27 protein-coding genes are annotated in these 25,585 nt (G+C 57.1%); 15 read left to right on the top strand and 12 right to left on the bottom strand.

Features of this window, described 5'->3' with window-relative positions:
- Positions 1 to 99: 99 nt before the first annotated feature.
- From GHO03_RS03235 to GHO03_RS03225, 3 genes are read left to right on the top strand one after another with little or no spacing between them, the layout of a single operon-like run.
- Entirely contained in the window at positions 100 to 1,125 is a 1,026-nt protein-coding gene (locus tag GHO03_RS03235; protein WP_153399136.1) for an aminoglycoside phosphotransferase family protein, read from the top strand.
- Positions 1,122 to 1,793, top strand: coding sequence for an N-acetylmuramate alpha-1-phosphate uridylyltransferase MurU (gene murU, locus GHO03_RS03230; RefSeq protein WP_133144050.1), 672 nt, complete (start codon positions 1,122 to 1,124; stop codon positions 1,791 to 1,793). The genes GHO03_RS03235 and murU overlap by 4 nt, the downstream gene beginning before the upstream one ends.
- A 1-nt stretch (position 1,794) precedes the next feature.
- Complete coding sequence (locus GHO03_RS03225) at positions 1,795 to 2,559, top strand: DnaJ domain-containing protein (protein WP_094999942.1); 765 nt, start codon at positions 1,795 to 1,797, stop codon at positions 2,557 to 2,559.
- A gap of 6 nt (positions 2,560 to 2,565) precedes the next feature.
- Here the strand turns inward: GHO03_RS03225 and GHO03_RS03220 are convergent, their stop codons facing one another.
- Both GHO03_RS03220 and GHO03_RS03215 read right to left on the bottom strand, forming a co-directional pair.
- Positions 2,566 to 3,549 carry an alpha/beta hydrolase family protein gene (locus GHO03_RS03220; protein WP_095031834.1) on the bottom strand — a complete coding sequence of 328 codons (984 nt, stop codon included), beginning with the start codon at positions 3,547 to 3,549 and terminating at the stop codon, positions 2,566 to 2,568.
- A 156-nt stretch (positions 3,550 to 3,705) separates the two neighbouring features.
- Positions 3,706 to 4,164: a transposase gene (locus GHO03_RS03215; RefSeq protein WP_095020431.1), complete on the bottom strand. Its 459-nt coding sequence runs from the start codon at positions 4,162 to 4,164 to the stop codon at positions 3,706 to 3,708.
- Positions 4,165 to 4,487: 323 nt separating this feature from the next.
- Between GHO03_RS03215 and rpe the strand changes: the two genes are divergently transcribed.
- The 3 genes from rpe (at position 4,488) to trpE (ending at position 7,529) form a co-directional block, all read left to right on the top strand.
- Positions 4,488 to 5,162 carry a ribulose-phosphate 3-epimerase gene (gene rpe, locus GHO03_RS03210; RefSeq protein ID WP_153399133.1) on the top strand — a complete coding sequence of 225 codons (675 nt, stop codon included), beginning with the start codon at positions 4,488 to 4,490 and terminating at the stop codon, positions 5,160 to 5,162.
- On the top strand, positions 5,159 to 5,977 hold the full coding sequence (locus GHO03_RS03205; protein ID WP_094999946.1) for a phosphoglycolate phosphatase: 819 nt from the start codon (positions 5,159 to 5,161) through the stop codon (positions 5,975 to 5,977). The genes rpe and GHO03_RS03205 overlap by 4 nt, the downstream gene beginning before the upstream one ends.
- Before the next feature lie 70 nt (positions 5,978 to 6,047).
- Entirely contained in the window at positions 6,048 to 7,529 is a 1,482-nt protein-coding gene (trpE, locus tag GHO03_RS03200) for an anthranilate synthase component I (protein ID WP_095019503.1), read from the top strand.
- A 52-nt stretch (positions 7,530 to 7,581) separates the two neighbouring features.
- On the opposite strand, the gene estP is transcribed toward trpE, so the two are convergent.
- Entirely contained in the window at positions 7,582 to 9,513 is a 1,932-nt protein-coding gene (estP, locus tag GHO03_RS03195) for an esterase EstP (protein WP_153399130.1), read from the bottom strand.
- A 398-nt stretch (positions 9,514 to 9,911) separates the two neighbouring features.
- On the opposite strand from estP, the gene GHO03_RS03190 reads away from it, so the two are divergent.
- From GHO03_RS03190 to GHO03_RS03175, 4 genes are read left to right on the top strand one after another with little or no spacing between them, the layout of a single operon-like run.
- A complete protein-coding gene (locus tag GHO03_RS03190; RefSeq protein ID WP_094999949.1) occupies positions 9,912 to 10,505 on the top strand; it encodes an aminodeoxychorismate/anthranilate synthase component II in 594 nt (197 codons plus the stop codon).
- 9 nt (positions 10,506 to 10,514) lie between these two features.
- A complete protein-coding gene (trpD, locus tag GHO03_RS03185) occupies positions 10,515 to 11,564 on the top strand; it encodes an anthranilate phosphoribosyltransferase (RefSeq protein ID WP_094999950.1) in 1,050 nt (349 codons plus the stop codon).
- Positions 11,561 to 12,397, top strand: coding sequence for an indole-3-glycerol phosphate synthase TrpC (gene trpC, locus GHO03_RS03180; RefSeq protein WP_094999951.1), 837 nt, complete (start codon positions 11,561 to 11,563; stop codon positions 12,395 to 12,397). The genes trpD and trpC overlap by 4 nt, the downstream gene beginning before the upstream one ends.
- Before the next feature lie 42 nt (positions 12,398 to 12,439).
- Positions 12,440 to 13,141 (top strand): lipoate--protein ligase family protein, encoded by a 702-nt coding sequence (locus GHO03_RS03175; RefSeq protein ID WP_153380141.1) that lies wholly within the window; start codon positions 12,440 to 12,442, stop codon positions 13,139 to 13,141.
- Here GHO03_RS03175 and crp read toward each other — a convergent pair.
- Positions 13,138 to 13,782, bottom strand: coding sequence for a cAMP-activated global transcriptional regulator CRP (crp, locus tag GHO03_RS03170; RefSeq protein ID WP_153399127.1), 645 nt, complete (start codon positions 13,780 to 13,782; stop codon positions 13,138 to 13,140). The genes GHO03_RS03175 and crp overlap by 4 nt on opposite strands.
- A gap of 222 nt (positions 13,783 to 14,004) precedes the next feature.
- On the opposite strand from crp, the gene GHO03_RS03165 reads away from it, so the two are divergent.
- Positions 14,005 to 14,427 carry an OsmC family protein gene (locus GHO03_RS03165; RefSeq protein ID WP_016782405.1) on the top strand — a complete coding sequence of 141 codons (423 nt, stop codon included), beginning with the start codon at positions 14,005 to 14,007 and terminating at the stop codon, positions 14,425 to 14,427.
- A 240-nt stretch (positions 14,428 to 14,667) separates the two neighbouring features.
- Complete coding sequence (speD, locus tag GHO03_RS03160) at positions 14,668 to 15,459, top strand: adenosylmethionine decarboxylase (protein ID WP_016782404.1); 792 nt, start codon at positions 14,668 to 14,670, stop codon at positions 15,457 to 15,459.
- Between the two features lie 165 nt (positions 15,460 to 15,624).
- Here speD and coq7 read toward each other — a convergent pair whose 3' ends face one another.
- From coq7 to hemJ, 6 genes are all read right to left on the bottom strand, one after another.
- Complete coding sequence (gene coq7 / locus GHO03_RS03155) at positions 15,625 to 16,272, bottom strand: 2-polyprenyl-3-methyl-6-methoxy-1,4-benzoquinone monooxygenase (protein WP_094999954.1); 648 nt, start codon at positions 16,270 to 16,272, stop codon at positions 15,625 to 15,627.
- 118 nt (positions 16,273 to 16,390) lie between these two features.
- Positions 16,391 to 16,729, bottom strand: coding sequence for a histidine triad nucleotide-binding protein (locus GHO03_RS03150; RefSeq protein ID WP_094999955.1), 339 nt, complete (start codon positions 16,727 to 16,729; stop codon positions 16,391 to 16,393).
- A gap of 66 nt (positions 16,730 to 16,795) precedes the next feature.
- Entirely contained in the window at positions 16,796 to 17,584 is a 789-nt protein-coding gene (locus GHO03_RS03145) for an SDR family oxidoreductase (protein ID WP_095019508.1), read from the bottom strand.
- A 76-nt stretch (positions 17,585 to 17,660) separates the two neighbouring features.
- Positions 17,661 to 18,176: a DUF805 domain-containing protein gene (locus GHO03_RS03140; RefSeq protein WP_094999957.1), complete on the bottom strand. Its 516-nt coding sequence runs from the start codon at positions 18,174 to 18,176 to the stop codon at positions 17,661 to 17,663.
- Positions 18,177 to 18,238: 62 nt separating this feature from the next.
- Positions 18,239 to 19,198: a nitronate monooxygenase family protein gene (locus GHO03_RS03135; protein WP_094999958.1), complete on the bottom strand. Its 960-nt coding sequence runs from the start codon at positions 19,196 to 19,198 to the stop codon at positions 18,239 to 18,241.
- A gap of 30 nt (positions 19,199 to 19,228) precedes the next feature.
- A complete protein-coding gene (gene hemJ, locus GHO03_RS03130) occupies positions 19,229 to 19,654 on the bottom strand; it encodes a protoporphyrinogen oxidase HemJ (protein ID WP_088378834.1) in 426 nt (141 codons plus the stop codon).
- A gap of 133 nt (positions 19,655 to 19,787) precedes the next feature.
- On the opposite strand from hemJ, the gene argC reads away from it, so the two are divergent.
- The gene (argC, locus tag GHO03_RS03125) at positions 19,788 to 20,822 is read left to right on the top strand and encodes an N-acetyl-gamma-glutamyl-phosphate reductase (protein WP_095020428.1); all 1,035 of its coding nucleotides are present in this window, start codon (positions 19,788 to 19,790) and stop codon (positions 20,820 to 20,822) included.
- A gap of 148 nt (positions 20,823 to 20,970) precedes the next feature.
- Positions 20,971 to 21,321 carry an iron-sulfur cluster insertion protein ErpA gene (gene erpA, locus GHO03_RS03120; protein WP_016782396.1) on the top strand — a complete coding sequence of 117 codons (351 nt, stop codon included), beginning with the start codon at positions 20,971 to 20,973 and terminating at the stop codon, positions 21,319 to 21,321.
- Between the two features lie 73 nt (positions 21,322 to 21,394).
- Here erpA and GHO03_RS03115 read toward each other — a convergent pair whose 3' ends face one another.
- Both GHO03_RS03115 and GHO03_RS03110 read right to left on the bottom strand, forming a co-directional pair.
- On the bottom strand, positions 21,395 to 22,486 hold the full coding sequence (locus GHO03_RS03115) for an anhydro-N-acetylmuramic acid kinase (protein ID WP_095019510.1): 1,092 nt from the start codon (positions 22,484 to 22,486) through the stop codon (positions 21,395 to 21,397).
- A gap of 3 nt (positions 22,487 to 22,489) precedes the next feature.
- Positions 22,490 to 23,899: a peptidoglycan DD-metalloendopeptidase family protein gene (locus GHO03_RS03110; protein ID WP_153399124.1), complete on the bottom strand. Its 1,410-nt coding sequence runs from the start codon at positions 23,897 to 23,899 to the stop codon at positions 22,490 to 22,492.
- A 213-nt stretch (positions 23,900 to 24,112) separates the two neighbouring features.
- On the opposite strand from GHO03_RS03110, the gene tyrS reads away from it, so the two are divergent.
- Positions 24,113 to 25,312 (top strand): tyrosine--tRNA ligase, encoded by a 1,200-nt coding sequence (gene tyrS / locus GHO03_RS03105; RefSeq protein ID WP_094999963.1) that lies wholly within the window; start codon positions 24,113 to 24,115, stop codon positions 25,310 to 25,312.
- Positions 25,313 to 25,585 lie beyond the last annotated feature (273 nt).

Here is a 25,585-nt window from a genome sequence, read left to right as displayed (position 1 = left end):
CCCGCGGTGGGGGACCGCACGCCTATCGATGGTCTGGAAAAGATTCTGGATAATAAAGCATGACCCGCTTGACGGCTAGCGCCGTCGGAGACCCTTGTAATGCCTGACCAAGATGTACGCCTGCAACACCTGAAAGTTTGGCTGGATGAGCAGCTGGCAACCGTGTTCGAGAATGAGGGTTGGGGAGCTGTGCCCCCGGCCACGTTGACTGCTGCCAGTAGCGATGCGAGCTTCAGACGCTATTTTCGCTGGGAGGGCGAGGGCCGCAGTTTTGTTGTCATGGACGCGCCGCCGCCCCAGGAAAACTGCAAACCTTTCGTCGATATTGCTGATTTTTTGCGAACTTGCCTGATTAACGTACCGAAAATTTACGCTCAGGATCTTGATCGCGGCTTTCTATTGCTCAACGATCTGGGCAACAAGACCATCCTGGACGTGATCAACAGCAGCAACGCCGACGAGTTGTTCAAGGATGCCATTGAAGCCTTGCTGGCCTTTCAGCAATTGCCGATGACCGAGCCTTTGCCCAGCTATGACGTGGCCTTGTTGCGTCGCGAGCTGGAGCTGTTCCCCGAGTGGTACGTGCGAGCTCACCTGGGGGTGAATTTCAATGAGCAGCAACAGGCCGTCTGGCAACGAGTCAGTACGCTGCTGATCGACAGTGCCCTGGCGCAGCCCAAAGTGCTGGTGCACCGCGACTTTATGCCGCGCAACCTGATGCTCAGCATTCCCAATCCTGGGGTGCTGGATTTCCAGGACGCAGTGTATGGCCCGGTGACGTACGACATTACGTGCCTGTTCAAGGACGCCTTCTTGAGCTGGCCTGAAGAGCGTGTGCGCAACTGGCTGCAGGATTACTGGAAGCTGGCGCTGCCGTTGGGCATCCCGGTGCAGCGCGATTTTGAAGAATTCTTGCGCGCCAGCGACCTGATGGGTGTGCAGCGGCATTTGAAAGTGATCGGCATTTTTGCCCGCATTTGTCATCGCGATGGCAAACCACGCTATCTGGCCGATGTACCGCGCTTCTTCTCTTATATAGAAGCTGTGCTGGCGCGACGTCCCGAGCTGGCAGAGCTGGGTGAGTTGTTCAGCAGCCTGGGGCTGGTCAGCGAGGTCGATGCATGAAAGCGATGATTCTGGCCGCCGGTAAGGGCGAGCGCTTGCGGCCACTGACCCTGCATACACCAAAGCCCTTGGTGCGTGTGGGTGGCGTGCCGTTGATTGAGTACCACTTGCGGGCGCTGGCCGCGGCAGGTTTTACCGACATTGTGATCAACCATGCTTGGCTGGGTCAGCAAATTGAAGATCATCTGGGCGACGGTTCGCAGTTTGGTGTCAGCATCCAGTACTCCCCGGAAGGCGAACCGCTAGAGACCGGTGGCGGAATTTTCCAGGCGCTGGCGTTGCTTGGCGATGAACCCTTTGCCGTGGTGAACGGTGATATCTGGACCGATTACGAGTTTGCTGCCTTGCGTCAGCCGTTGACCGGGCTGGCTCATCTGGTTCTTGTGGATAACCCGGCACACCACACGAGCGGTGATTTCAGCTTGAGCGGCGGACAGGTTCAAGATGGCATGTCGGGTGCCGATACGCTGACCTACAGCGGTATCGCCGTGCTTCACCCCGATCTGTTCAGGGGCTGTACGGCGGGTGCATTCAAACTGGCACCGCTATTACGTAACGCCATGGCGGCAGGGCAAGTGACAGGTGAGCGATTGCAAGGGCATTGGGTGGATGTAGGGACGCACGAGCGCCTGGCCGAAGTCGAGTCGTTGATCAAGGGCGCGCGCTAGCATGTTGTGGCCAGGGACTCTGATCGGAGCCGGAGCAGGCTTTTTCATAGCCAGTATTCCGGGGGCCATGCTCGGTGCTTTACTGGGGCAGGCGCTCGACCGGCGCTTGCAACTGCACAGTTGGGCCGATCTGCTTGAGCGTTTTGGTGCCCGGCCGGTGCTGCGCAACGATGAGTTGTTGTTTGTGTTGCTCGGTCGTCTGGCCAAAAGCGGCGGACAGGTGGTGGGCAAGCATATCGAGCAGGCGCGGCTGGAAATGCGTCAGCTCGATATGGAGCCTGCAGCGCAAAAGCGTGCCATTGCCGCGTTCAACCGTGGCAAATCCGGTACTGATTCGCTGCGCGGTTACCTGAAACGGCTCAAGGCTCAGCCTCATGCGGCAGAAGGTGTATTGCGTGCCTGCTGGCGAATGATCCTGGCCGATGGCCGGGTGGCTCCCCAGGAACGTGAGCTGATAGTGCTTTGGGGGGGCTGGCTGGGCTGGACCCGCCAACAGGTTCTGGTGTTGGGTGGCGAACATGAGCCTCAGCCAAAACCGCTGGCGACCCGTGGCGGTACCTACCGGCAAGCGCTGCTTCTGCTGGGGGTGACCGAGGCCAGTGATCCTGAGCAAATCAAGCGAGCCTATCGCCGCCTGCTCAGTCGTCATCACCCGGACAAGGTTGCCGGCAGCGGTGCGGGCCCGGCGCAGGTGCGCGAGGCCACGGAAAAAACCCGTGAACTGCACCAGGCCTACGCCTCGATCCGTGAACGGCGTGGTTTTTAGCGCAGTTTACTTATCCACAGGTTGCGGGCTGAGCCAGCCGCGTACACGGCGAAACAACTGCTCCTGTTCACCATCCCGGTTGCCCGGGGTGGCGAACAATCCGACCTGCTTGAAATTAGACCCGTTGGCTCGCTTGCTGGCCTGCAATCTTTGCAGGGCGGCTTCGCGGGCCAGGGGTTGGTCTTTATAGAAGATATCCAGCAGCGCCACGTTGAGGGCCGGGGTCAACTGGCTCAGGTCCGGCTCTGCCAACACAGGTTTGCGGGCAGACACCATGATCAGTTTCTGGATCTGGGCAGGATGCTTGGTACTGATATAACGCGACGCCCAGTAGGCCCCGGAACCATGGCCGAGCAGAACGATAGTGCGCATGTTCTGGTGCTGGGCAAAGGCAATCGCTGCATCAATACGGGCGAAGATGCGCTCGGCATCGGCCTTGTCCAGGTCTTGCCCGGTTTGAGCCGCTTCGGATTCCGTGCTTTCGGTGCCGTCACTGGCGGCCTGCTCGATGGGTTTGGCCGTGGTGGTGGCTGCCTTGCTGCTACTGTCTGTCGCAATTGCAGCAGGAGGTTTCTCTGGTTCGGCTTCGCGCGGCTGGCTGGCTTCGCTTTGCATGTCCGGCAGACTCAGGCTCAGGCTGGCCCAGTTGGCGTCCGGCAGCTTGTTGCGCAGAGGGCTGACGGTCAGTGGCCAGTCAGCGGTTTCACCGGCTCCGGGGATGATGATGACCGCACCCTCGGGGGCGCTGCTGTTTGCGGGCTTCCACAGGGCGAGAAAACTGTCATTGGGTGCTTGCAGTTGTTGTTGCTCATGTTGCGGCAATTGCCGCTCAAGGGCCGCCGCATCTTCCAGACTGCGCTCGGGCAGGGGCGCGCGAACTGCGGGTTCTGGCTCGACTTGGGGCTTGGTATCGGCTGCAAGCACTGGCAGGGCGAACGGCAATATCAGCGACAGGCACAAAGCCGGTAGTGCCAGACGATAAGAAAACATCGGTTATTCCAGGCCAGAAGTAGTACCGGCAGCGTAATGGGTTGATCAGTATTTGTCAGGGTATGACGGTTGAGATGAAATGTTTTTGCTCTCTGTGAGTTATCGGCTCCTGGTGTGGTTGCGTGGGCGTAGCGAGAAAATGCGTACGGCTCGGGTCTAGATCCAGCAGGCATCCCACAGGGGGTAATCACCGATCCGCGAGGTCAGTTGAGAGCGGATCGGGTTTTTGATGATGTAGCGGGCGATGTTTTTAATGTCCTCTTCCTGTCTGACAGCCCTGTCGTGATAGCCCCTTTGCCAGATTCGCTCACTGGATCGGCATGCTTTATTGACCGTAATGCTGCTGCGTGACTTGAATCGGCACATCAACTCGCCCAGGGTTTTGGTACGTAACTCTACGAGCCAGTGGCAGTGGTCAGGCATGACCACCCAGGCGATGGACCTGACGATGCCGTCGTCGTGAGCATGCCGGAGTTGGTTCACCACAAGACGGCCTAGATGGAAGTCGGTAAATACGGGTCGCCGTAGCTCGGTGACGGCGGTGAGCAGGTAAATGTGGCCGGGTTCGGAGTAGCGCCCTGTGCGCAGGTGACAAGCGTTGTTTGAAATTGGCAATCCTTTGCCCTCGGTCTGTTTTTTTCTAACGCTAGATCAGCCATCGGCAAGTATCAAAGTGAACACTTAACCGGATATTGCACTTTGCGTAGCAGCTGCCGAAGGAACGAGGCTGCGTTCGGCGGCGAAGCCGTCGTAAAAACAGGCAACACGGTGTGTCATCTAAAACCGGGGTTGAGGGTTTACGGTCGCTGCGCAACCGAACGCAGCCTCGTTCCTTCGGCAGCTGCTACAAATGGCCAATCATCGCTGCTACGGTGTGCGGCACATAGCCAGCGGTATACAATGCGCGCCACCGTGTTTAGCCCACTAAAAGGTGCGTCATGCAGCCCTTCGCTATTGCCCCATCGATTCTTTCCGCCGATTTCGCCCGTCTCGGCGAAGAAGTGGACAACGTACTCGCCGCGGGTGCTGATATCGTTCACTTCGATGTCATGGACAACCATTACGTACCCAACCTGACCATCGGCCCGATGGTCTGCGCCGCCCTGCGCAAGTACGGCGTCACCGCACCGATTGATGCGCATCTGATGGTCAGCCCGGTCGATCGCATCATCGGCGACTTTATCGAAGCCGGCGCCACCTATATCACCTTCCACCCCGAAGCGACCCAGCACATCGACCGCTCCCTGCAACTGATCCGCGAAGGCGGCTGCAAGGCAGGTCTGGTGTTCAACCCGGCCACCCCGCTGGATGTGCTCAAGTACGTGATGGACAAGGTCGACATGATCTTGCTGATGAGCGTGAACCCGGGCTTTGGCGGGCAAAAATTCATTCCCGGCACGCTCAACAAACTGCGCGAAGCCCGTGCCCTGATCGATGCCAGCGGTCGCGAGATTCGCCTGGAAATCGACGGCGGCGTAAACGTTGGCAATATCCGTGAAATCGCTGAAGCCGGTGCCGATACCTTTGTCGCCGGCTCCGCCATTTTCAACACGCCAAACTATGAAGAAGTGATTCAGAAAATGCGTGCCGAGCTTACGTTGGCCCGCCCATGAGCCGCTTTGAGCAGCTACTCCAGGGGCAGCTGCCAAAATTGGTGATGTTCGATCTGGATGGCACCCTGATTGATTCGGTACCGGATTTGGCCGTTGCCGTGGAGGCCATGCTGCTCAAGCTCGGTCGTCCGCCCGCCGGGATTGAAAACGTACGGCTGTGGATCGGTAACGGCGCGCCCATGCTGGTGCGCCGTGCCCTGGCCGGGAATATGGACGGCAGTGGTGTTGATGACACAGAGGCCGAACAGGCACTGGAAATTTTCATGGAAGCCTACGACGGTGGCCATGCACACACCAAGGTCTACCCCGGTGTGCGTGAAAGCCTCAAGTGGCTGCAAAAGCAGGGTGTTGAAATGGCCCTGATCACCAACAAGCCCGAACGCTTTGTGGCGCCATTACTGGATGAGTTGAAACTGGGGCGGTTTTTCCGCTGGATTATCGGTGGCGACACCCTGCCACAGACAAAACCCGACCCTGCTGCCTTACTGTTTGTAATGAAAATGGCTGGCGCTACTCCCGCGCAATCGATATTTGTCGGCGATTCGCGAAATGACGTGCTGGCCGCCAAGGCTGCCGGTGTTCGTTGCGTAGCGCTGAGTTACGGCTACAACCACGGTCGCCCGATTGAAGAAGAGTCACCGGATATGGTGATTGGTAACCTGCAAGAGCTGATAGCCGGTTGCTTAGAATCTGCGCCTGAGATAACGTTGGGCAATTCTGTTTCCCCCTCTCGAAGAGATTCCATCGTGGTGGTCACCCGCAAACTCTGGATGAAAGTCATCAAGGCCCTGGCCCGCTGGCGTTGGCGCGCCTGACTTGAATCTGGCCGCGCAGTCGGCACGTTTGCATACCTGACCGTTTTACCCTCAGACCACGAGGCACCTCATGATCCGCGAAGAATTCCTGCGTTTGGCCGCTGCCGGCTATAACCGTATCCCCCTTGCACGCGAAACCCTGGCTGACTTCGACACGCCGTTGTCGATCTACCTGAAGCTGGCCGATCAGCCCAACTCCTATTTGCTGGAGTCGGTGCAGGGCGGCGAGAAGTGGGGGCGTTATTCGATTATTGGCTTGCCATGCCGCACTGTGTTGCGTGTGCATGATCATCAGGTCAGCGTGACCCATGACGGTGTCGAGATCGAAGCCTGTGAGGTTGAGGATCCACTGACCTTCGTCGAGCAGTTCAAGGCCCGTTACAACGTGCCGACCATCGCCGGCTTACCGCGTTTCAACGGTGGCCTGGTGGGCTATTTCGGCTATGACTGCGTACGTTATGTGGAGAAACGCCTGGGCAAGTGCCCGAACCCCGATCCTCTGGGTGTGCCGGATATTTTGCTGATGGTATCGGACGCCGTGGTGGTGTTCGACAACCTGGCGGGCAAGATGCACGCGATTGTGCTGGTCGACCCGGCTCAGCCTGAGGCTTATGAAGAAGGCCAGGCCCGGCTTGAGGCGCTGCTTGAACAACTGCGTCAACCGATCACCCCGCGTCGCGGCCTGGACTTTACAGCGCAGCAGTCGGCTGACCCGGTGTTTCGCTCCAGCTTCACCCAGGGCGATTACGAGAAAGCCGTCGATACCATCAAGGACTACATCCTTGCGGGCGATTGCATGCAGGTAGTGCCCTCGCAGCGAATGTCCATCGACTTCAAGGCTGCGCCCATCGACCTGTATCGCGCTCTGCGCTGCTTCAACCCTACGCCGTATATGTACTTCTTCAACTTTGGCGACTTCCATGTTGTGGGCAGCTCGCCGGAAGTGCTGGTACGGGTTGAAGACAATCTGATTACCGTACGCCCGATTGCCGGCACGCGTCCGCGTGGCGCAACCGAAGAGGCTGATCTGGCGCTTGAAGAAGACCTGCTCAGTGATGACAAGGAAATCGCCGAGCACCTGATGCTGATCGACCTGGGCCGTAATGACACGGGTCGTGTATCTGAAGTCGGTTCGGTCAAGCTCACCGAGAAAATGGTGATCGAGCGTTATTCCAACGTCATGCACATTGTGTCCAACGTCACCGGCCAGCTTAAAAGCGGGCTGACGGCGATGGATGCACTGCGGGCGATTCTGCCGGCGGGTACGTTGTCTGGCGCACCGAAAATTCGTGCGATGGAAATCATCGACGAACTGGAACCGGTCAAGCGCGGTGTGTATGGCGGGGCTGTGGGGTACTTCGCCTGGAACGGCAATATGGATACAGCGATTGCGATCCGTACTGCAGTGATCAAGGACGGAGAGCTGCATGTGCAGGCCGGTGGCGGCATTGTTGCTGACTCGGTCCCGGCCCTGGAATGGGAAGAAACGCTGAACAAGCGCCGAGCAATGTTCCGTGCCGTGGCCCTGGCCGAGCACACCCCGCGGGATTAAAAACCTGCAACCGGCTTGTGGGAGCGAGCGTGCCCGCTCCCTTCCACAGGCTTTAGTAATTCAGACTTAGCCCGATATTGGCGCCCTGTTGCGTCACGCCATCACTTTTCCTTACGTTATAAGTCGCCTGCAGCCTGAGGTCGGCGGTCAGCCTGTGGCTAGCCCCCAGGCTGATACGCCCGAGGTTGCTTGGCGGCGTATAGCCTTCGAGTTTGAAGCGATTGTTGGGCAGGCTGTTGAGCGCGGTATTCAGGCGCTGGGTATCGCTCTGGAACTCATGCTCATGGGCGGCTTCGCCGAACAGCAGAGTCTGTGGGGTGGCCTGGTAACTGGCGAGCAAACCCGCGCCCAGGCGCTTTGAAACCAGTGTCTGCTCTTCGTAGTTCAATGCAGTCGAACGTCGGCCCTTTTCTTCATAGCGGTTAACTTCCACCCGCGAGTAGTCGGCGCTGATAAAAGGCGACAGCTGCCACAGGTCTGCAGCCTGTGCGATTTCATACCCCAGGCGTGTACTTAATGCCCGCAGATGTCCGTCGGCCTGGCCTTGCTCCATGCCTTCACCCACACCAAGCGCGAATTTACGCTTTAGGCTGTCGTAATCCAACCTGCCCAAAGTCAGTGCGGCATCACCCCACCAGTGATTGTGCTGGTATTGGGCAAACACGCTGCCCATATAGCTGTTGAGCTTGTAGTCCGATTCATTGGCTCCGGTCTCCAGGCGTTGCCGGTAAAACCCGCCTGCAACGCCAAATCGCCAGGTTTCATCCAGCCTGTAGCTGGTGCCGATGCTCAGGTTGTAGCCTTTGCCATCGGCACTCACGGACGTGGCCTGCTTGTCGATTTCCAGGCGTTGCCCGCCACCGGCGAGCAGGGGTCTCCATTGGCCAACGGCTTGCCAATGGCCGTTATCGCCAGCCCATTGGTGACGCAGTTGGTCTTGATGGGCGTTTAGCGAGCCTTGGGCCATGACGGGTAACAAGGTCAGCTCCCATGGGGCGGCCAGCAATGAGTAGGCATAGTCGGCAATCAGCTGTTGTCCTGTCTCGGTGGGGTGTACCGAGTCGTTGAACAGCAGTTTGGCCGGGTTGGGGGTTGCGCTGTTGAGGCCGTACTGCGGGTTTTCCGTACACTCTTCGCCGTTGAAACAGGTCGCGACAAGGTCCTGCCCCAGTGCCAGGCCATAACGGGTGGGGTCTGCGATGGCTTCACGCAGCAGCAGCGGGATATTGAGGGGGATCACCTCGGCGTCAATCTGCGCCAGTTGCTGGGTTAGCTCATGATTGAACAGAGCGCTCAGGGCGCTGGTGCCAGCCTGTGTGGGTGTACCGTAAACGGCTGGCGTGAGGCCAAGATCGGGCAGCAGCCAGACCATGATGTAGCGTGCCCCTGCCTGTTGCAGGGTGTGGGCGCTTGCCGCCAGCCTTTGTGCGGCTTGGCCTGCTTCGGCGGGGTTGGTGACCTTGCCTTGGAGAAAGTCATTGCCGCCACCTGAAATGAAATACAACGCCTTGGGGTCAGCTGTGAAGCTGTTCTGCACAAGGTAACCAGGCTTGCTGCGCAGGACGTAGCCGCCTACGAAGGCCCAGTCATCCGGGAAGGCGACCTTTGACTCGGTCTTGATGGAATTGAGTATCTGGTCTGTGCGATAGCCGCCCACCGCCCAGTTGTTGCCGTCGGGTTCCCCGGTGAGAAAGTTACCCGGCGATGTGGACGGGCGCAGATCTGCGGGTGCGATACCCAGTTTTATGCCCAGCCGAGTGGGCGCAACGCCAGCATATTCCTCACCCCGATATTCCTTGTACGTCGGTCCGGTGAGATTGGTGAAACGCATGCCACTGCCTACCCCTGGATAATGCCCCGAGTCGCTCAGGCTGTCGCCGAACACAATCATGGTGGAGTACGGGGAGGGTGCTGCAACTGCTCGTTCACTGACGACGGACAAGATACATCCCGCCAGGGGGATAAGTAGGGAAAACCTGCGCATGTGACGACCTGTTTTTATTATTTGGGTTACAGACCTTAGCAAGACAATCTGTATTAAATGTTTCATGAAAAACAAATTCACAAAGTACTTAGCAGGTGTTTTTCCCCGTATGTGCTGCCCCGTGTTGCACCTGTTGCAAGGCTACGTTACTGTGCCATGACGTAGAAATGAGACCCTTCCTGTGTTGATCATCAGCAAACTCTTTATGCGAGTTCTCAAGGCCCATGGCCGTTGGCGTTGGCGCGCCTAATATTTCTCTGCCGGCCTCGCCGGACCTGCCCCCTGCGTTTTCCTGAATGGCTACCCCTCGGTTGGTGTGTTCAATCCAGCAATCGAAACTGCGGGTAATGCATTCTGAAAACAGTTTTGAATGTCAGTGAATTCAGAGGTTTAGCAACATGTTGCTGATGATCGATAATTACGACTCTTTTACTTACAACGTTGTGCAGTACCTCGGCGAGTTGGGTGCCGAGGTCAAGGTGGTGCGCAACGATGAGTTGACCGTGGCCCAGATCGAAGCGCTCCAGCCCGAGCGCATTGTGGTCTCGCCCGGTCCATGCACGCCGAATGAGGCGGGCATCTCTCTTGAAGCCATCAAGCACTTTGCGGGCAAACTACCGATCCTGGGCGTGTGCCTGGGCCATCAGTCCATCGGCCAGGCCTTTGGCGGCGATGTGGTACGCGCGCGCCAGGTGATGCACGGCAAGACCAGTCCGGTTTATCACCTCGATACCGGAGTGTTCCAGGGTCTGAACAATCCGCTGACCGTGACCCGTTACCACTCGTTGGTGGTCAAGCGCGACACCCTGCCGGATTGCCTGGAGCTGACGGCCTGGACCCAGCTTGAAGATGGCTCGGTCGACGAGATCATGGGCCTGCGCCACAAGACGCTGAACATCGAAGGGGTGCAGTTTCACCCTGAGTCGATCCTGACCGAACAGGGTCATGAACTGTTTGCCAACTTTCTTAAACAAACCGGCGGCACGCGCTAAGGACTTCAAATGGATATCAAGACAGCCCTGAACCGTATCGTCGGTCACCTCGACCTGACCACCGATGAAATGCGTGATGTGATGCGCGACATCATGACCGGTCAATGCACCGAGGCGCAGATTGGCGCGTTCATGATGGGCATGCGCATGAAGAGCGAAAGCATCGACGAAATCGTCGGTGCCGTGACCGTGATGCGCGAGCTGGCAGACAAGGTTGAACTCAAGACCCTGGACGGCGTGGTCGATATCGTTGGTACCGGCGGCGACGGCGCGAATATTTTCAACGTGTCCACCGCTTCAGCGTTGGTGATTTCGGCCGCTGGCTGCACGGTGGCCAAGCATGGCAACCGCGCGGTGTCCGGTAAAAGCGGCAGTGCCGACCTGCTGGAAGCGGCCGGTGTGTACCTGAACCTGACCCCGGTTCAAGTTGCCCGCTGCATTGATAGCGTGGGCATCGGTTTTATGTTCGCACAATGCCATCATGGCGCCATGAAGCATGCGGCCATCCCTCGTCGCGATCTTGGCCTGCGTACCCTGTTCAATATGCTTGGCCCGCTTACGAATCCGGCTGGTGTATTGCATCAAGTGGTCGGCGTGTTCAACCAGGCGCTGTGCCGGCCCCTGGCTGAAGTGTTGCAACGTCTGGGCAGCAAGCACGTGCTGGTGGTGCACTCGCAGGATGGCCTGGATGAGTTCAGCCTGGCAGCACCGACCTTTGTAGCGGAATTGCATAAAGGTGAAATCAAGGAGTATTGGGTTCAGCCTGAAGACCTTGGCATCAAGAGCCAAAGCCTGTTTGGCCTGGTGGTCGACAGCCCGGAGCAATCGCTGGAGCTGATCCGTGATGCCTTGGGGCGGCGCAAAACCGAAGCAGGCCAGAAAGCGGCTGAAATGATTGTACTCAATGCAGGTGCTGCTCTGTACGCCGCGGACCTTGCCTACACACTCAAAGAAGGTGTGGAATTGGCCCACGACGCGCTGCATACCGGGCTGGCCCGGGAAAAGCTCGAAGAGCTCGGCGCCTTTACCGCGATTTTCAAGCAGGAGAATGAAGCATGAGTGTGCCAACCGTTCTGGAAAATATTCTGGCGCGTAAAGTTCAGGAGGTTGCCGAGCGCAGTGCGCGGGTAAGCCTGGCTGAACTTGAGCGTTTGGCCGCTCAGGCTGATCCTGTTCGTGGTTTCGCCAGTGCCTTGCTGGCGCAAGCCAGGAAAAAACAGCCCGCGGTGATTGCTGAAATCAAAAAGGCATCGCCGAGCAAGGGTGTGATTCGCGAGCACTTCGTGCCTGCCGAGATTGCTAAAAGCTATCAGGCAGGTGGCGCTACCTGCCTGTCAGTGCTGACCGATATCGACTACTTCCAGGGTGCCGATGCGTACCTGCAGCAGGCACGTGCCGCGAGTACTTTGCCGGTTATCCGCAAGGACTTCATGATCGACCCTTACCAGATCGTCGAAGCCCGGGCGTTGGGCGCCGACTGTGTGCTGTTGATCGTCTCTGCCCTGGACGACGTAAAAATGGCCGAGCTGGCGGCTGTTGCCAAAAGCGTCGGGCTGGATGTGCTGGTGGAAGTGCATGATGGCGATGAGCTTGAACGTGCGCTTAAAACCCTCGACACACCGCTGGTGGGTATCAACAACCGCAACCTGCACACCTTTGAAGTCAGCCTGGAAACCACGCTGGACCTGTTGCCGCGCGTTCCCCGTGACCGTTTGGTGATTACCGAAAGCGGCATTCTCAACCGGGCGGATGTGGAGTTGATGGAAATCAGCGAAGTGTATTCGTTCCTGGTGGGCGAAGCCTTTATGCGTGCCGAAAACCCGGGCAATGAACTGCAGCGCTTGTTCTTCCCTGAGCGTGCTACTGCAGTGACGGGCTCGACCCTGGATTGACCCAATCCTCCCACAAGGGCTCAGTGTCTGATAAGGAATCCCATGACACCCATTCAGCAACTCACCGTCGAAGCCGGCCTCAAGGCCGAACAGGATTTACTGGCATCTGTGTGTGCCGGTGAGTGCGAGGCGGGTGTGCTGTTCTGGCAGCCCACCGACCGGGCGCTGGTCATGCCACGGCGCTTGAGTCGCCTGCCCGGTTTTGAGCAGGCCAGTGTCGAACTGGCTGCCAGTGGCTGGCCAATCCTGCTGCGTGAAACCGGTGGCGAACCCGTTCCGCAATCGGCATCGACCGTCAATATTGCCCTGGTTTACGCACCTTTACCCAGTGAAGGCGATCATGGGCGTATCGAAACGGCTTATCGCCGTTTGTGCGAGCCCATCTGTGATTTGTTGACGCAATTGGGTGGGGAGGCGTCTTTGGGGGAGGTTGAAGGCGCGTTTTGTGATGGTCGCTTCAACGTCAATCTCAATGCCCGAAAACTGGTAGGCACCGCCCAGCGCTGGCGCCAGAGCAAAGGCGGGCAGCGCCCTGTCGGTCTTGTGCACGGTGCCTTGCTGGTGGATAACGAACGTGAGTCGATGGTGGCTGCAGTCAATCGATTCAATCGGTTATGCGATCTGGAGCAATATTGCATGGCCGACAGCCATGTTGCGCTGCACGAGGCCTTTGCCGCTCCGGATTTCTTTGAGCGCCTGAGTGCCAGTTATCAACAGCTCCTGGCGCCCTTGCTCAAGGTTTAGCGCGTACCGAACACCACCATGGTCTTGCCTTTGACGCTTACCAGGTTCTGTTCTTCCAAGCTTTTGAGTACGCGTCCTACCATCTCTCGCGAACAGCCGACAATCCTGCCGATTTCCTGCCGAGTGATCTTGATTTGCATGCCATCGGGATGGGTCATGGCGTCCGGTTGCTTGCACAGTTCCAGCAGGCAGCGAGCCACTCTTCCGGTGACATCAAAGAACGCAAGATCACCGACCTTGCGTGTGGTGTTGCGCAGGCGCTGTGCGATTTGGCCACTCATCGCGTAAAGAATTTCTGGTTCTTGCTGGGTGTACTCTCGGAATTTTGGGTAGCTGATTTCAGCAACTTCGCACTCGGTCTTGGCTCGAACCCATGCACTGCGCGTCTGCTCCTGGCCTGCCTGTTCAAACAGACACAGCTCGCCGATAAAGTCGCCGCTATTGAGGTAGGCAATGATCATTTCACGACCTTCCTCGTCTTCAATCAAAACCGTTACCGAGCCTTTGATGATGAAAAACAGGGTGTGTGAAGATTCGCCAGCGCAGATGATATTGCTCTTGGCTGGGTAGCGTTTGCGCTGGCAAAAAGTCAAAAACTTGTCGAGGTTTTTGATCTTGGGTATGGGAGTAAGAGCAACCATGGTTGTTTCCCGAAAAGCTGGCACAGTAAGGGTCAGATCTATTTTTATATAGAGTGCTAGCTGGCTGGCGCCGGCTATTTGGCGCCAGCTTACCAGACAGGTTCTGTGTGGTTAGTAGAATTTTCAGAGTGGCTTATCGGAGAAACGCTTCAGTGCGGCGAGTTATGAGTTTCTGGCCCTGTGCTAAGCTGGCGCCCCTTTTAAAACAGTGGAGTCTGGGCGATGAAGGCACGCATTCAATGGGCTGGCGAAGCCATGTTTTTGGGCGAATCCGGTAGTGGCCACGTTGTTGTAATGGATGGCCCGCCTGAGAGTGGCGGTCGCAACCTGGGCGTGCGTCCGATGGAAATGCTGCTGTTGGGCCTCGGCGGCTGCAGCAACTTTGACGTGGTCAGCATTCTCAAGAAGTCGCGTCAGGCGGTTGAGAGCTGTGAAGCGTTTCTGGAGGCTGAGCGCGCCACCGAAGATCCAAAGGTGTTCACCAAAATACACCTGCACTTTGTGGTCAAGGGTCGTGGTTTGAAAGAAGCCCAGGTCAAGCGCGCCATCGAGCTGTCGGCCGAGAAGTATTGTTCGGCTTCGATCATGCTCGGCGCTGCGGGTGTTGCCATCAGCCATGACTATGAAATTATTGAACTGGCCTGAGCGGACATTCAATTTTCATAAAAGCGATGCAGACTCTGGCGATCAGTCGCTGACGTCTGCATAATGCGCCACTTTTTTCAGGGTAGTGGCGGGGTTGATTCCCGGCCGCATGTCCGAACAGATAACCAAAATCGCCATCGCGAAGAGGTGTTAACCGTCCTACGCAGGTGCGTCCCACGCACTTGACGGGCATGCTGGATCACGCGGCCGAGCCGCATCGACATAGAGAGTTTTATAACGGTGAAAAGCAAACTCAAGCTCCACGGGTTCAATAACCTGACAAAGACCTTGAGCTTCAACATCTATGACATCTGTTATGCGGAAACCCCGCAAGACCAGCAGGCATATGTTGAGTACATCAATCAAGAGTACGACGCAGAGCGCCTGACGCAGATCCTTACAGATGTGGTTGATATCATTGGTGCCAACATCCTGAACATTGCCCGTCAGGATTACGACCCCCAAGGCGCCAGCGTGACTATTCTGATCTCCGAGCAGCCGGTAATACCTACCGAAAGCCAGATCGAAGAGTCCCCAGGCCCGCTGCCCGAGACCATCCTGGCTCACCTCGACAAAAGCCATATCACGGTGCATACCTACCCGGAAATTCATCCGGTTGATGGGATTGCAACATTCCGTGTGGATATTGACGTGTCGACGTGCGGCGTTATTTCACCGCTTAAAGCTCTCAACTATCTGATCCATCAGTTTGATTCGGATATCGTGACTGTCGATTACCGTGTACGGGGTTTCACCCGTGACGTGGAAGGCAAAAAGCACTTTATCGATCACGAGATCAATTCGATCCAGAACTACCTCTCCGAAGACACCCGCGACGGTTACCAGATGACCGACGTAAATGTGTACCAGGAAAACCTGTTCCACACCAAGATGCTGCTCAAGGAGTTCGAACTGGATAACTACCTGTTCGGCGATGCCACCAGCAATCTGTCGGTTGAACAGCGCGCCCAGGTCACTGAACGGGTGAAACACGAAATGCTCGAGATTTTCTACGCGCGCAACATGGCGTAAATTCTCGGCACATAAAAAGGCGGCTACCTCACGGTAGCCGCCTTTTTTTGTGCTTCGCAGAACCCCTGTGGGAGCGGGCTTGCTCGCGATGGCCTGACCACGGTTAGACAGAAAGGCCGCGGCGCGTGAATCGCAAACTGGCCTGCTTGCACAAAGACTGTGCTGTCAGATCCGGTAGGTGCTTTTGGTCATGACCTTGGCCATCAGGCTCATGCCGAACTTCACTGGGGCAGGGAAGCGAAAACCGCCGGCATTGAGCGCGGACTCTGCGTGCTGTTCTTCGTCGATACGCATTTGCTCAAGAATTGCCCGGGACTTTTCATCCTCAGGCGGCAGTTGCTCAAGATGCTCGTTCAGATGCTTGCACACCTGATCTTCAGTCGCTGCCACGAACCCCAGGCTGACCTTGTCACTAATCAAGCCGGCAGCGGCGCCTATCCCAAAGGACATGCCGTAAAATAACGGGTTCAGCACGCTGGGGTGGCTATCCAGTTGACGGATGCGTTGTTCACACCAGGCCAGATGATCGATTTCTTCTTCCGCGGCATGTTCCATCGCCTCACGCACATGGGGAAGCTTGGCTGTCAGCGCCTGGCCTTGATACAAGGCTTGAGCACAGACTTCGCCGGTATGGTTGATACGCATCAGACCGGCAACATGACGCTTGGCCTGTGGGTCTAAAGGGTGTTCAGGTTTGACGATGGCAGGCGACGGCCGATGCGGCTGACCGCTGAACGGCAGCAGTGTTCGCAAGGCGGTATCGGCTTGTAACAGAAGACGGTCAATCGGCGAGTAGTGACGTTGGGTAGTCATGCTTACCTCCGGAAAAAATCACGGCGGTCAGTTTACCCCAATCCCGCAGCCGGGGTTTGCGTTGGATCACGGGTGAACGCGAGAGCCATCGGGCTCACGCGTCTTAGTTATTGATCAATCAACCCGGCGGCCAGTTCATCTGGCGCTGACCCAGAACATGCATATGAATGTGGTAGACGGTCTGACCGCCCTTTTCATTGCAGTTCATCACCACGCGAAAGCCGTCTTCGCAGCCCAGCTCTTTGGCCAGACGCTGTGCCGTGAACAGGATATGGCCTGCCAGCGGCTTGTCTTCTTCGGTCAGGTCGTTGAGCGTGCGGATCGGTTTTTTCGGGATAACCAGAAAGTGGACCGGTGCTTGTGGGGCGATATCGTGAAAAGCCAACACTTGATCGTCTTCATAGATGATCTTGGCGGGTATTTCGCGGTTGATGATCTTGGTGAACAGAGTATCCAAAGCTGTGTCTCCGTGAGTGAAGTCCGGTCTGAGTGTACTCAGGGCAGTCAGTTACGCCCAGCCTCGTTAACGAGGGCAGTAGGATTTGTTGACTGAGGCGGCTATTTTTCGCGTCATCCAGCGTGAGAGCAGGCGTGGCAAGCGAGTTATCCAGCGATTGCGCCGCCCGGGAATGATGATCGCCCTGTTTTTGTCGAGTGCGCGCACAGTGTAGAGCGCAACTTCTTCTGGGGTCATGGCGCTGGTACTTTGCTTGATGGCGTCGGTATTCATGTTGGCTGCATCAAAAAAGCGGGTGCGGGTGATGCCGGGGCAAAGGACTGAAACCTTGATGCCGGTTTTTTTCACTTCCTCGCGCAAACCTTCGGAAAAATGCAGCACATAGGCCTTGCTCGCAAAGTAGGTGCTGAGCCAGGGCCCGGGCTGGAAGGCGGCGATCGAAGCTACATTGAGAATTTGCCCGCCGCCCTGGACGGCCATCATATTGCCGACGGCGTGGCACAAGCGGGTGAGCGCCAGCACATTGAGCTCGATCAGATCTTGTTCGGCACTCCAGTCGTGGGCCAGGAACGGCCCGCAGGTGCCTATGCCCGCGCAGTTGACCAGCAGGTCGATCTGACGATCGCCTTCTTCGAGTTCGAGCAAAAAACCGGACAGGCGCAGGGGCTCGCCAAGATCACAGGCGCGGAACAACACCTCGATACCGAAACGCTGGGTCAGCTCAAGGGCAATGGTTTCCAGCGCATCCCGTTGGCGGGCCACCAAAATCAGGCTGCGCCCACGTCGGGCAAGGGCTTCAGCCAGGGCCAGGCCAATGCCGCTGGTGGCGCCAGTGATTAAAGCGTAACGGGTCATGCTGTTCTCCATTGCAACGGTACAGTCCGGTGACAATGATGTCCCTGGCGTTAACGCGTTCATTAAGGCACGCAGTCTACAGGCTGTTGCTGTTCACTGCGTTGATCACCGCAGTCATCAGGCCCAAAGCCAGCACGGCAACCATTGCGCAAATGCCCAATCCAATCAAAAAGATCGTGATTGCTGCCAGCACGTTGACGGCCCGGCTGTTGGGCGGTGGCGGCGGGCCATATTTATTTGGGCCGGGCGTGCCGGGCATCAGCAGCATCATGAGGGACAGGACCAGATTGGCCACTGGCACCAGATGCAGCAACAGCATCCAGGCAGACCAGTTTATGTCGTGTAAACGCTGGGCGCTGATTCTCAGGCTGATGATGAAGTAGGCCAATGTGAGCGTTGCACCACAGGTAATGCCAAGCGTGGGGGAAACCTTGACGGCAAGCAGCACCAGCAGTGACGTGATCATGGCGATGATGCTGATGATCATGCTCCAGGCCAGTAGCCGTAAACGCCCGATCCGGCCGCTGAATCCCAAAGGGTCAAGCGGTGCGTAGTGTTCTTGAGGGGTTTTGTCCAGGCTCAGCTCGGGCATGGTGGCTTCCTTGTCCGGATGTGTTTAACAAAAGCCCGCCGGGATTGGCGGGCTTGGTGCTGTCAGTGATGCGGCCAATGTCGGGCCAGCGTCGAAGTGAGGTTATGCGCCTTGCGGTATTCCTCATCGAGGCGTGCAATCAATTGATCGGTGGTGGGTAGATCGTGGATTTCTCCTACGCCTTGGCCCGCAGACCAGACCGTTTTCCATGCTTTGGCTTCATCGGTCAGCGGTTTGAGCCTGGCTTCGCTTTTGCCCTGGAGTGCCGCAAGGTCGAAACCTGCATTTTCAAGGCTTTGGCGCATAAAGCTGGCGGGTACCCCTGACACTGCCGGGGTGTGGATGATATCGGCAGCGCGGGATGCCAGCAGCATCTCTTTGTAGGCATCAGGCGCTTGGCTCTCTTGTGTAGCGATAAAGCGCGTGCCGAGGTAGGCAAGGTCTGCGCCCATAATCTGCGCGGCCAGGATTTCGTGGCCGTGGTTCAGGCAACCCGAGAGCAATACGGTTTTGTCGAAGAACTGGCGAATTTCGGCCAGCAATGCAAACGGGCTCCAGGTGCCCGCATGGCCACCGGCTCCGGCGGCGACGGCAATCAGCCCGTCGACCCCGGCTTCTGCGGCTTTTTCGGCATGACGACGGGTGGTGACATCGTGGAACACCAGCCCGCCATAACTGTGGACGGCATCCACCACCTCTTTGACTGCGCCCAGGCTGGTAATGACGATGGGCACCTTGTGCTCGATGCAGATCGCCAGGTCGGCCTGTAGCCGTGGGTTGCTGTTGTGCACGATCAGGTTCACGGCGTAGGGCGCAGGGTTATCCAATGTGGCGAGCCCGGCTTCGATCTCTTCCAGCCAGGCCTTGAACCCGCTGCTTTCACGCTGGTTGAGTGCAGGGAAGCTGCCCACTACCCCGTTGCGACAGCAGGCCAGCACCAGTTGCGGGTTGGAAATCAGAAACATGGGCGCAGCAACTACCGGCAGGCGCAAGCGTTGTTCAAGCAGGGCGGGCAGCGACATTGGATAACCTCGGCTAGTCAGGATGTGAGTTTAAAACGGTTTGACCACCACCAGAATTACGATAGCCAGCAAGAACACCACCGGCACTTCGTTGAACCAACGGTAGAACACGTGAGTGCGTTTGTTTTCACCACGGGCAAAACGCTTTACCTGTGCGCCGCACATATGGTGATAACCAATCAGCAGAAACACCAGTGTCAACTTGGCGTGCATCCAGCCTTGGCTGAGAAAGCCTGGGCTTAGCCACAATAGCCAGCCGCCGAAGATCAGGGTCGCAATCATTGCAGGCCCCATGATGCCGCGATACAGCTTGCGTTCCATGATGCTGAAGCGTTCTTTGCTGACGGAATCTTCGCTTTGTGCGTGGTAAACAAAGAGGCGGGGCAAGTAAAAAAGGCCTGCAAACCAGCAGACAATGCTGATGATGTGGAAGGCTTTTAGCCATAGATAAAGCATTTTTAGTTATTCCCAGGTTCACGGTAGATCAAATAGTAGTAGTAGAGCGTCTGTGAGTCACCTTGGCGGTTGTCGCAGGGGCGCGCTGACCCTATTATCAAAGGCTTTCCAGTGGTTTCGTTGAGGGCAGGTTATGGTCAAGGTCGGTATTGTCGGCGGCACGGGTTACACCGGGGTCGAATTGCTGCGTTTGCTGGCACAGCATCCGCAGGCAGAAGTGGTAGTCATCACTTCTCGATCCGAGGCGGGCCTGCCGGTTGCCGATATGTATCCCAACCTGCGCGGCCACTATGACGGCCTGGCCTTCAGCGTGCCGGACACGCAAACCCTGGGCGCGTGCGATGTGGTGTTCTTCGCTACACCTCACGGCGTAGCCCATGCCCTGGCGGGTGAACTGCTGGCCGCAGGCACCAAAGTTATCGACCTCTCTGCTGACTTCCGTCTGCAGGATGCCGAAGAGTGGGCCAAGTGGTACGGTCAGCCCCACGGTGCGCCAGAATTACTGGACGAAGCCGTATACGGCCTGCCGGAAGTGAACCGCGAGCAAATCAAAAAGGCCCGCTTGATCGCTGTGCCAGGTTGCTATCCGACCTCGGCGCAGTTGGGTTTCCTGCCGCTATTGGAGGCCGGTCTTGCAGAGACGACGCAGTTGATTGCTGACTGCAAGTCAGGTGTGAGCGGTGCCGGTCGGGGTGCCAGTGTGGGCGCGCTGTATGCCGAAACGTCAGAAAGCATGAAGGCGTATGCCGTTAAAGGTCATCGTCATTTGCCAGAAATTCGTCAGGGTCTGCGCCGCGCAGCGGGCAAGGATGTGGGGCTGACCTTCGTTCCGCATTTGACGCCGATGATCCGTGGTATCCATTCCACGCTCTACGCAACCGTGGTTGATCGCTCCGTTGATCTGCAGGCCTTGTACGAGAAGCGCTATGCCAACGAACCTTTCGTCGATGTGATGCCGGCTGGCAGCCACCCTGAAACCCGTAGCGTTCGCGGTGCCAACGTATGCCGTATTGCGGTGCATCGTCCGCAGGATGGCGACCTGGTGGTGGTGTTGTCGGTGATCGACAACCTGGTCAAGGGCGCGTCTGGCCAGGCCGTGCAGAACATGAACATCATGTTCGGTCTGGATGAGCGTCTGGGCTTGTCCCATGCTGGGATGTTGCCTTGACTGCAGAGTAGATTTGCGGCTTCAAACGGCAAGCGGGCAGTGCTTCGCTTGCCGTTGCTACTTATGAATAGTTGACCGCTTTTCTAGGAGAAGCGGATAATGCGCGTCATCACGCATTATGGCGGCATAACGCCGGGAGATAGTCAGCATGAGCGTCGAATCCTTCACCCCCATGGCTTTGCAATTCACCGAAGGTGCTGCGCACAAGGTGAAGAGCCTGGTCGATGAAGAGGGTAATGATCGTTTGAAGTTGCGCGTATTCGTTACGGGCGGCGGTTGTTCCGGTTTTCAGTATGGCTTCACCTTCGATGAAGAAGTGGCCGATGACGACACCCTGGTTGAGCGCGAAGGCGTTAGCCTGGTGGTCGATCCCATGAGCTTCCAGTACCTGGCGGGTGCCGAGGTGGATTATCAGGAAGGTCTGGAAGGCTCGCGCTTTGTAATCAAGAACCCGAATGCCACCACCACCTGTGGTTGCGGCTCGTCGTTCTCGATCTGATTGCATTAACAGGCTTTAAACTCAACGCCGCGTCGATTCGCGGCGTTTTGCTGTCTGGCGTTTGGCGGAGGAGTCAGGCGGGGTAGATGGCGCCCAGCACGCGAAGGCCGCGTGCGCCGGTAACGCTGGGGCGGTTGGTGGGGATGCCTTCCAGGCAGCAGTGGGCAAGCCAGGCAAAGGCCATGGCTTCAACCCAGTCAGGGTCAACCCCCTTGGCCTGGGTGCTGCTCACTCGAGCGGGTGCAAGCAAATCGCCAAGGCGGGCCATCAAGGCTGCGTTATGGGCGCCACCACCGCATACCAGCAGCTCGTCCGTGTGTGGCTGGGCTGTTTGCAGCGACTGCACGATGGTCTGTGCGGTGAGTTCCAGCAAGGTTGCTTGAACGTCTTCGGCAGGAAAGGTCGGCAGATTGAACAGGTGCTGCTTCAGCCATGCGAGGTTGAATACCTCACGGCCTGTGCTTTTTGGGCCCTGGGTCTGGAAGAACGGGTCGCTGAGCAGGGCGTTGAGCAGCAGCGGTTCAACCTTGCCGCTGGCTGCCCAGTCGCCGTTGCGGTCATAGAGTTCGCCACGTTTTTCCTGTATCCAGGCATCCAGCAAGACGTTTCCGGGGCCGCAGTCGAATCCTGCAACGGGAAGGGCGGGGGTTATCAGGCTCAGATTACTGAAGCCGCCTACGTTCAGTACCGCGCGGTTGCCGCCTTCACCTGTGAACAAGGCCTCGTGGAACGCAGGAACCAAGGGCGCGCCCTGGCCCCCGGCAGCCACATCGCGACGACGGAAATCACCGACGACGCAGATGTCAGTCAGTTCGGCCAGCAGTGCCGGATTGCCGATCTGCACGGTAAAGCCCCGGGCGGGCTCGTGGCGAATGGTCTGACCATGACTGCCGATTGCGCGGATATCAGCAGGGGAGAGTTGTTGCTGTGCGAGAAGGGTGTTGACGCCCTGAGCCGCCAGCTCGACCCAGTGGTTTTCGGCAATTGCACAGCGGGCCACTTCATCTGCGCCGCTGGCGCACAAGCCAAGCAACTCGCTGCGCAAGGCCTTCGGCATGGGGGTGTAATGGGTGGCGAGCAACCTGATGCCTGCCTCCAGCTCTATAAGGGCAATGTCCATACCGTCCAGGCTGGTTCCGGACATCACGCCTATATAGAGGGCCATGGCTTAGCGCTTGCTCGAGGCCAGAAGAGTGGCCTTTTCCTGGTTCATGCGCGCCATCAACGGCTGGCTCTGCTGCAGGAAGCGGGTGCGTTCGGCCTTGGCGATCGGGTCGGCCATCGGCAGTTTCTGGCCCAGCGGGTCAACGTGTACGCCGTTAACCTGGAATTCGTAGTGCAAGTGCGGGCCGGTCGAAAGGCCGGTAGTGCCGATATAGCCAATCACCTGGCCCTGCTTGACCGAACCGCCTGTTTTCACGCCCTTGGCGAAGCCTTGCATGTGCCCGTAAAGGGTACGGTAGGTGTTGCCGTGTTGAATGATCACGGTGTTGCCATAGCCTCCCCGACGGCCGGCTAGAAGCACTTTGCCGTCACCGGTAGCCTTGATTGGAGTACCGCGTGGCGCTGCGTAATCCACACCTTTGTGGGCGCGGATCTTGTTCAGGATCGGGTGCTTGCGGCCTGAGGAAAAGCGCGAGCTGATACGGGCAAAGTCCACCGGTGTGCGGATGAATGCCTTGCGCATGCTGCTGCCATCAGCGGTGTAGTAATTGCTGATCCCCTGTTTATTGGTATAGCGCACTGCGGTGAAGGTTTTGCCGCGGTTGGTAAAGCGTGCAGAGAGGATATTGCCGGTGCCAACGGTTTTGCCGTTGATCACTTTCTGCTCATAGATCACTTCAAACTGGTCGCCAGGGCGAATGTCCTGGGCGAAGTCGATGTCGTAACCGAATACTTTGGCCATATCCATCGTGGTGCTGTGTGGCAAGCCTGCGCGCTGACCCGAAACAGACAGGGAGCTGCTGATCACGCCGTGTGCATACGCCGAACGCATGGTCGGCTGGGTGGTCACGCGGCGAAAGGTATAGCCTTTGGCGGTTTTGTTGAGGGTGATGGTCTCCAGGTCGCTGACCTGGCTGTGCAGCTTGTTCAGTTGCTGACCGTCGGGGCTCATTTCAAATTCGAGTTTCTGGCCGTGCTTGAGCTGGCTGAACTGCTTGGCTTGCTTGTCGCTTGCCAGTACTTCATGCACGGAGGTCGCAGGCAGGCCGACCTTCTGGAACAGGGTTGAAAGCGTATCGCCCTTGCTGACGATCACTTCGCGGTGGCTTGGGGCAGGGGCAACTTCTGGCTCGACTTTGGCGGTCGCTACTGAGGCGCTGTCCTGCTGTTCAATCTGGGCAAATGGCGATGGATTCGCTTCATTTGTGGCTTGAACGAGATCTGCAGCGTCTTGATCTTGTGTCAGTTGTTCTGCCGGGCTTTCCAGCTCCAGACTCAGGGTCGTTCTTTTGGCTTCTACTTCGCTGGAGGGAAAGACCAGCAAGGCCAGACTTAAGAGGGCGGCGATACCACTTGCGGCAAGCAGGTGGGTCTTCGGATAAAGCGGTGGCGCTTTAGGCGGTTGACTGGTCATAGATGATTTTGACTTTGAGATAAGGATGAATTGGAAAAGATGACTGACACAATGAATATGAAATAACTGTATAAAATATAACCAAATCGCCCTTGAAGCAAGTCTGCGAACCATTCGCGCGCGGATAGTCGGCCGTATGCCTGCCGGAACTTGTAATTAGTCCCTGATCTTGTATCGTTGGTTCCCTTTGAATTTGAGCCTTACGGGTCTGATATGAAGTCGGTAGAAGAGCAGCTAGCGCTAATCAAGCGGGGTGCCGAAGAGGTACTGGTCGAGTCTGAATTAGTCGAGAAACTCAAGCGCGGTCAGCCGTTGCGAATCAAGGCCGGCTTCGACCCTACGGCGCCCGATCTGCACTTGGGTCATACCGTGCTTATTAATAAGCTGCGCCAGTTCCAGGAACTGGGTCATCAGGTGATCTTCCTGATTGGTGATTTCACCGGGATGATCGGTGATCCAAGTGGCAAAAGCGCAACCCGTCCACCGCTGACGCGTGAGCAGGTGCTCGAGAACGCCGAGACCTACAAGACTCAGGTGTTCAAGATCCTTGATCCGGCAAAAACCGAGGTGGCATTCAACTCCACCTGGATGGATCAAATGGGGCCTGCCGACTTCATTCGGCTTACCTCTCAATACACCGTTGCTCGCATGCTTGAGCGCGATGACTTCGACAAGCGCTACACCACCAATCAGCCTATCGCGATTCACGAGTTCCTTTATCCGCTTGTGCAGGGTTATGACTCGGTTGCGCTCAAGGCAGACGTTGAGTTGGGCGGTACTGATCAGAAGTTCAACTTGCTGATGGGTCGTGAGTTGCAGCGCGGCTACGGTCAGGAAGCTCAGTGTATTGTGACCATGCCTTTGCTCGAAGGTCTGGATGGCGTCAAGAAGATGTCCAAGTCCCTGGGTAACTATGTCGGTATCCAGGAAGCGCCAGGCGTGATGTACAGCAAGCTGGTTTCCATTCCTGATGCTCTGATGTGGCGTTACTTTGAATTGCTGAGCTTTCGTTCCATGGACGAAATCAATGCATTCAAGGCTGAAGTCGAAGCCGGTGCCAATCCTCGAGACATCAAGATCAAGCTGGCTGAAGAGATTGTTGCCCGCTTCCACGGTGAGGAGGCTGCTGCCAATGCGCATCGTGGCGCCGGTAACCGGATGAAGGATGGCGAGCTGCCTGATGATCTGCCGGAGGTTGAACTGACTGCTACTGAGGATATGCCTATTGCTGCTGTCCTTAATAAAGCGGGCCTGGTGAAGAACTCTGCAGTGGCGCGCGACCTGCTGGGGTCGGGTGGTGTGCGTATAGATGGTGAAGTGGTTGATCGCACCTATATATATGCATTGGGTTCCACCCATGTGTGTCAGGCAGGTAAGAAGGCTTTCGCGCGAATCACCCTGAAAGCCGAGTAATGCTGGGGTTTAGGGTTAATTGATAGGTTTGTTCAATTAACCCTTGACTCGGAATTGTAACTGTCTATAATTCGCCCCACTTCCGGCGCAGTCGAAACGGAAAACTCCTTGAGTTTCAATGAGTTGGATGGTTTTCGGCGGTGTCAGCTTCAAGTCATCGAAGCAGGGAATGAGGTGTTGACAGCAGCGTGTAACGCTGTAGAATTCGCCTCCCGCTAACGAGAGATCGAAAGCGCAAGTGGTTGATGTTACAGAGGAAACTTTGAAAACATC

Origin of the sequence: Pseudomonas sp. FSL R10-1339 (assembly GCF_009600545.1) — a bacterium.
GTDB lineage: Bacteria > Pseudomonadota > Gammaproteobacteria > Pseudomonadales > Pseudomonadaceae > Aquipseudomonas > Aquipseudomonas bubulae.
The sequence above is the reverse complement of the archived record's forward strand: the minus strand, read 5'-3'. Positions and strand labels throughout refer to the sequence as shown.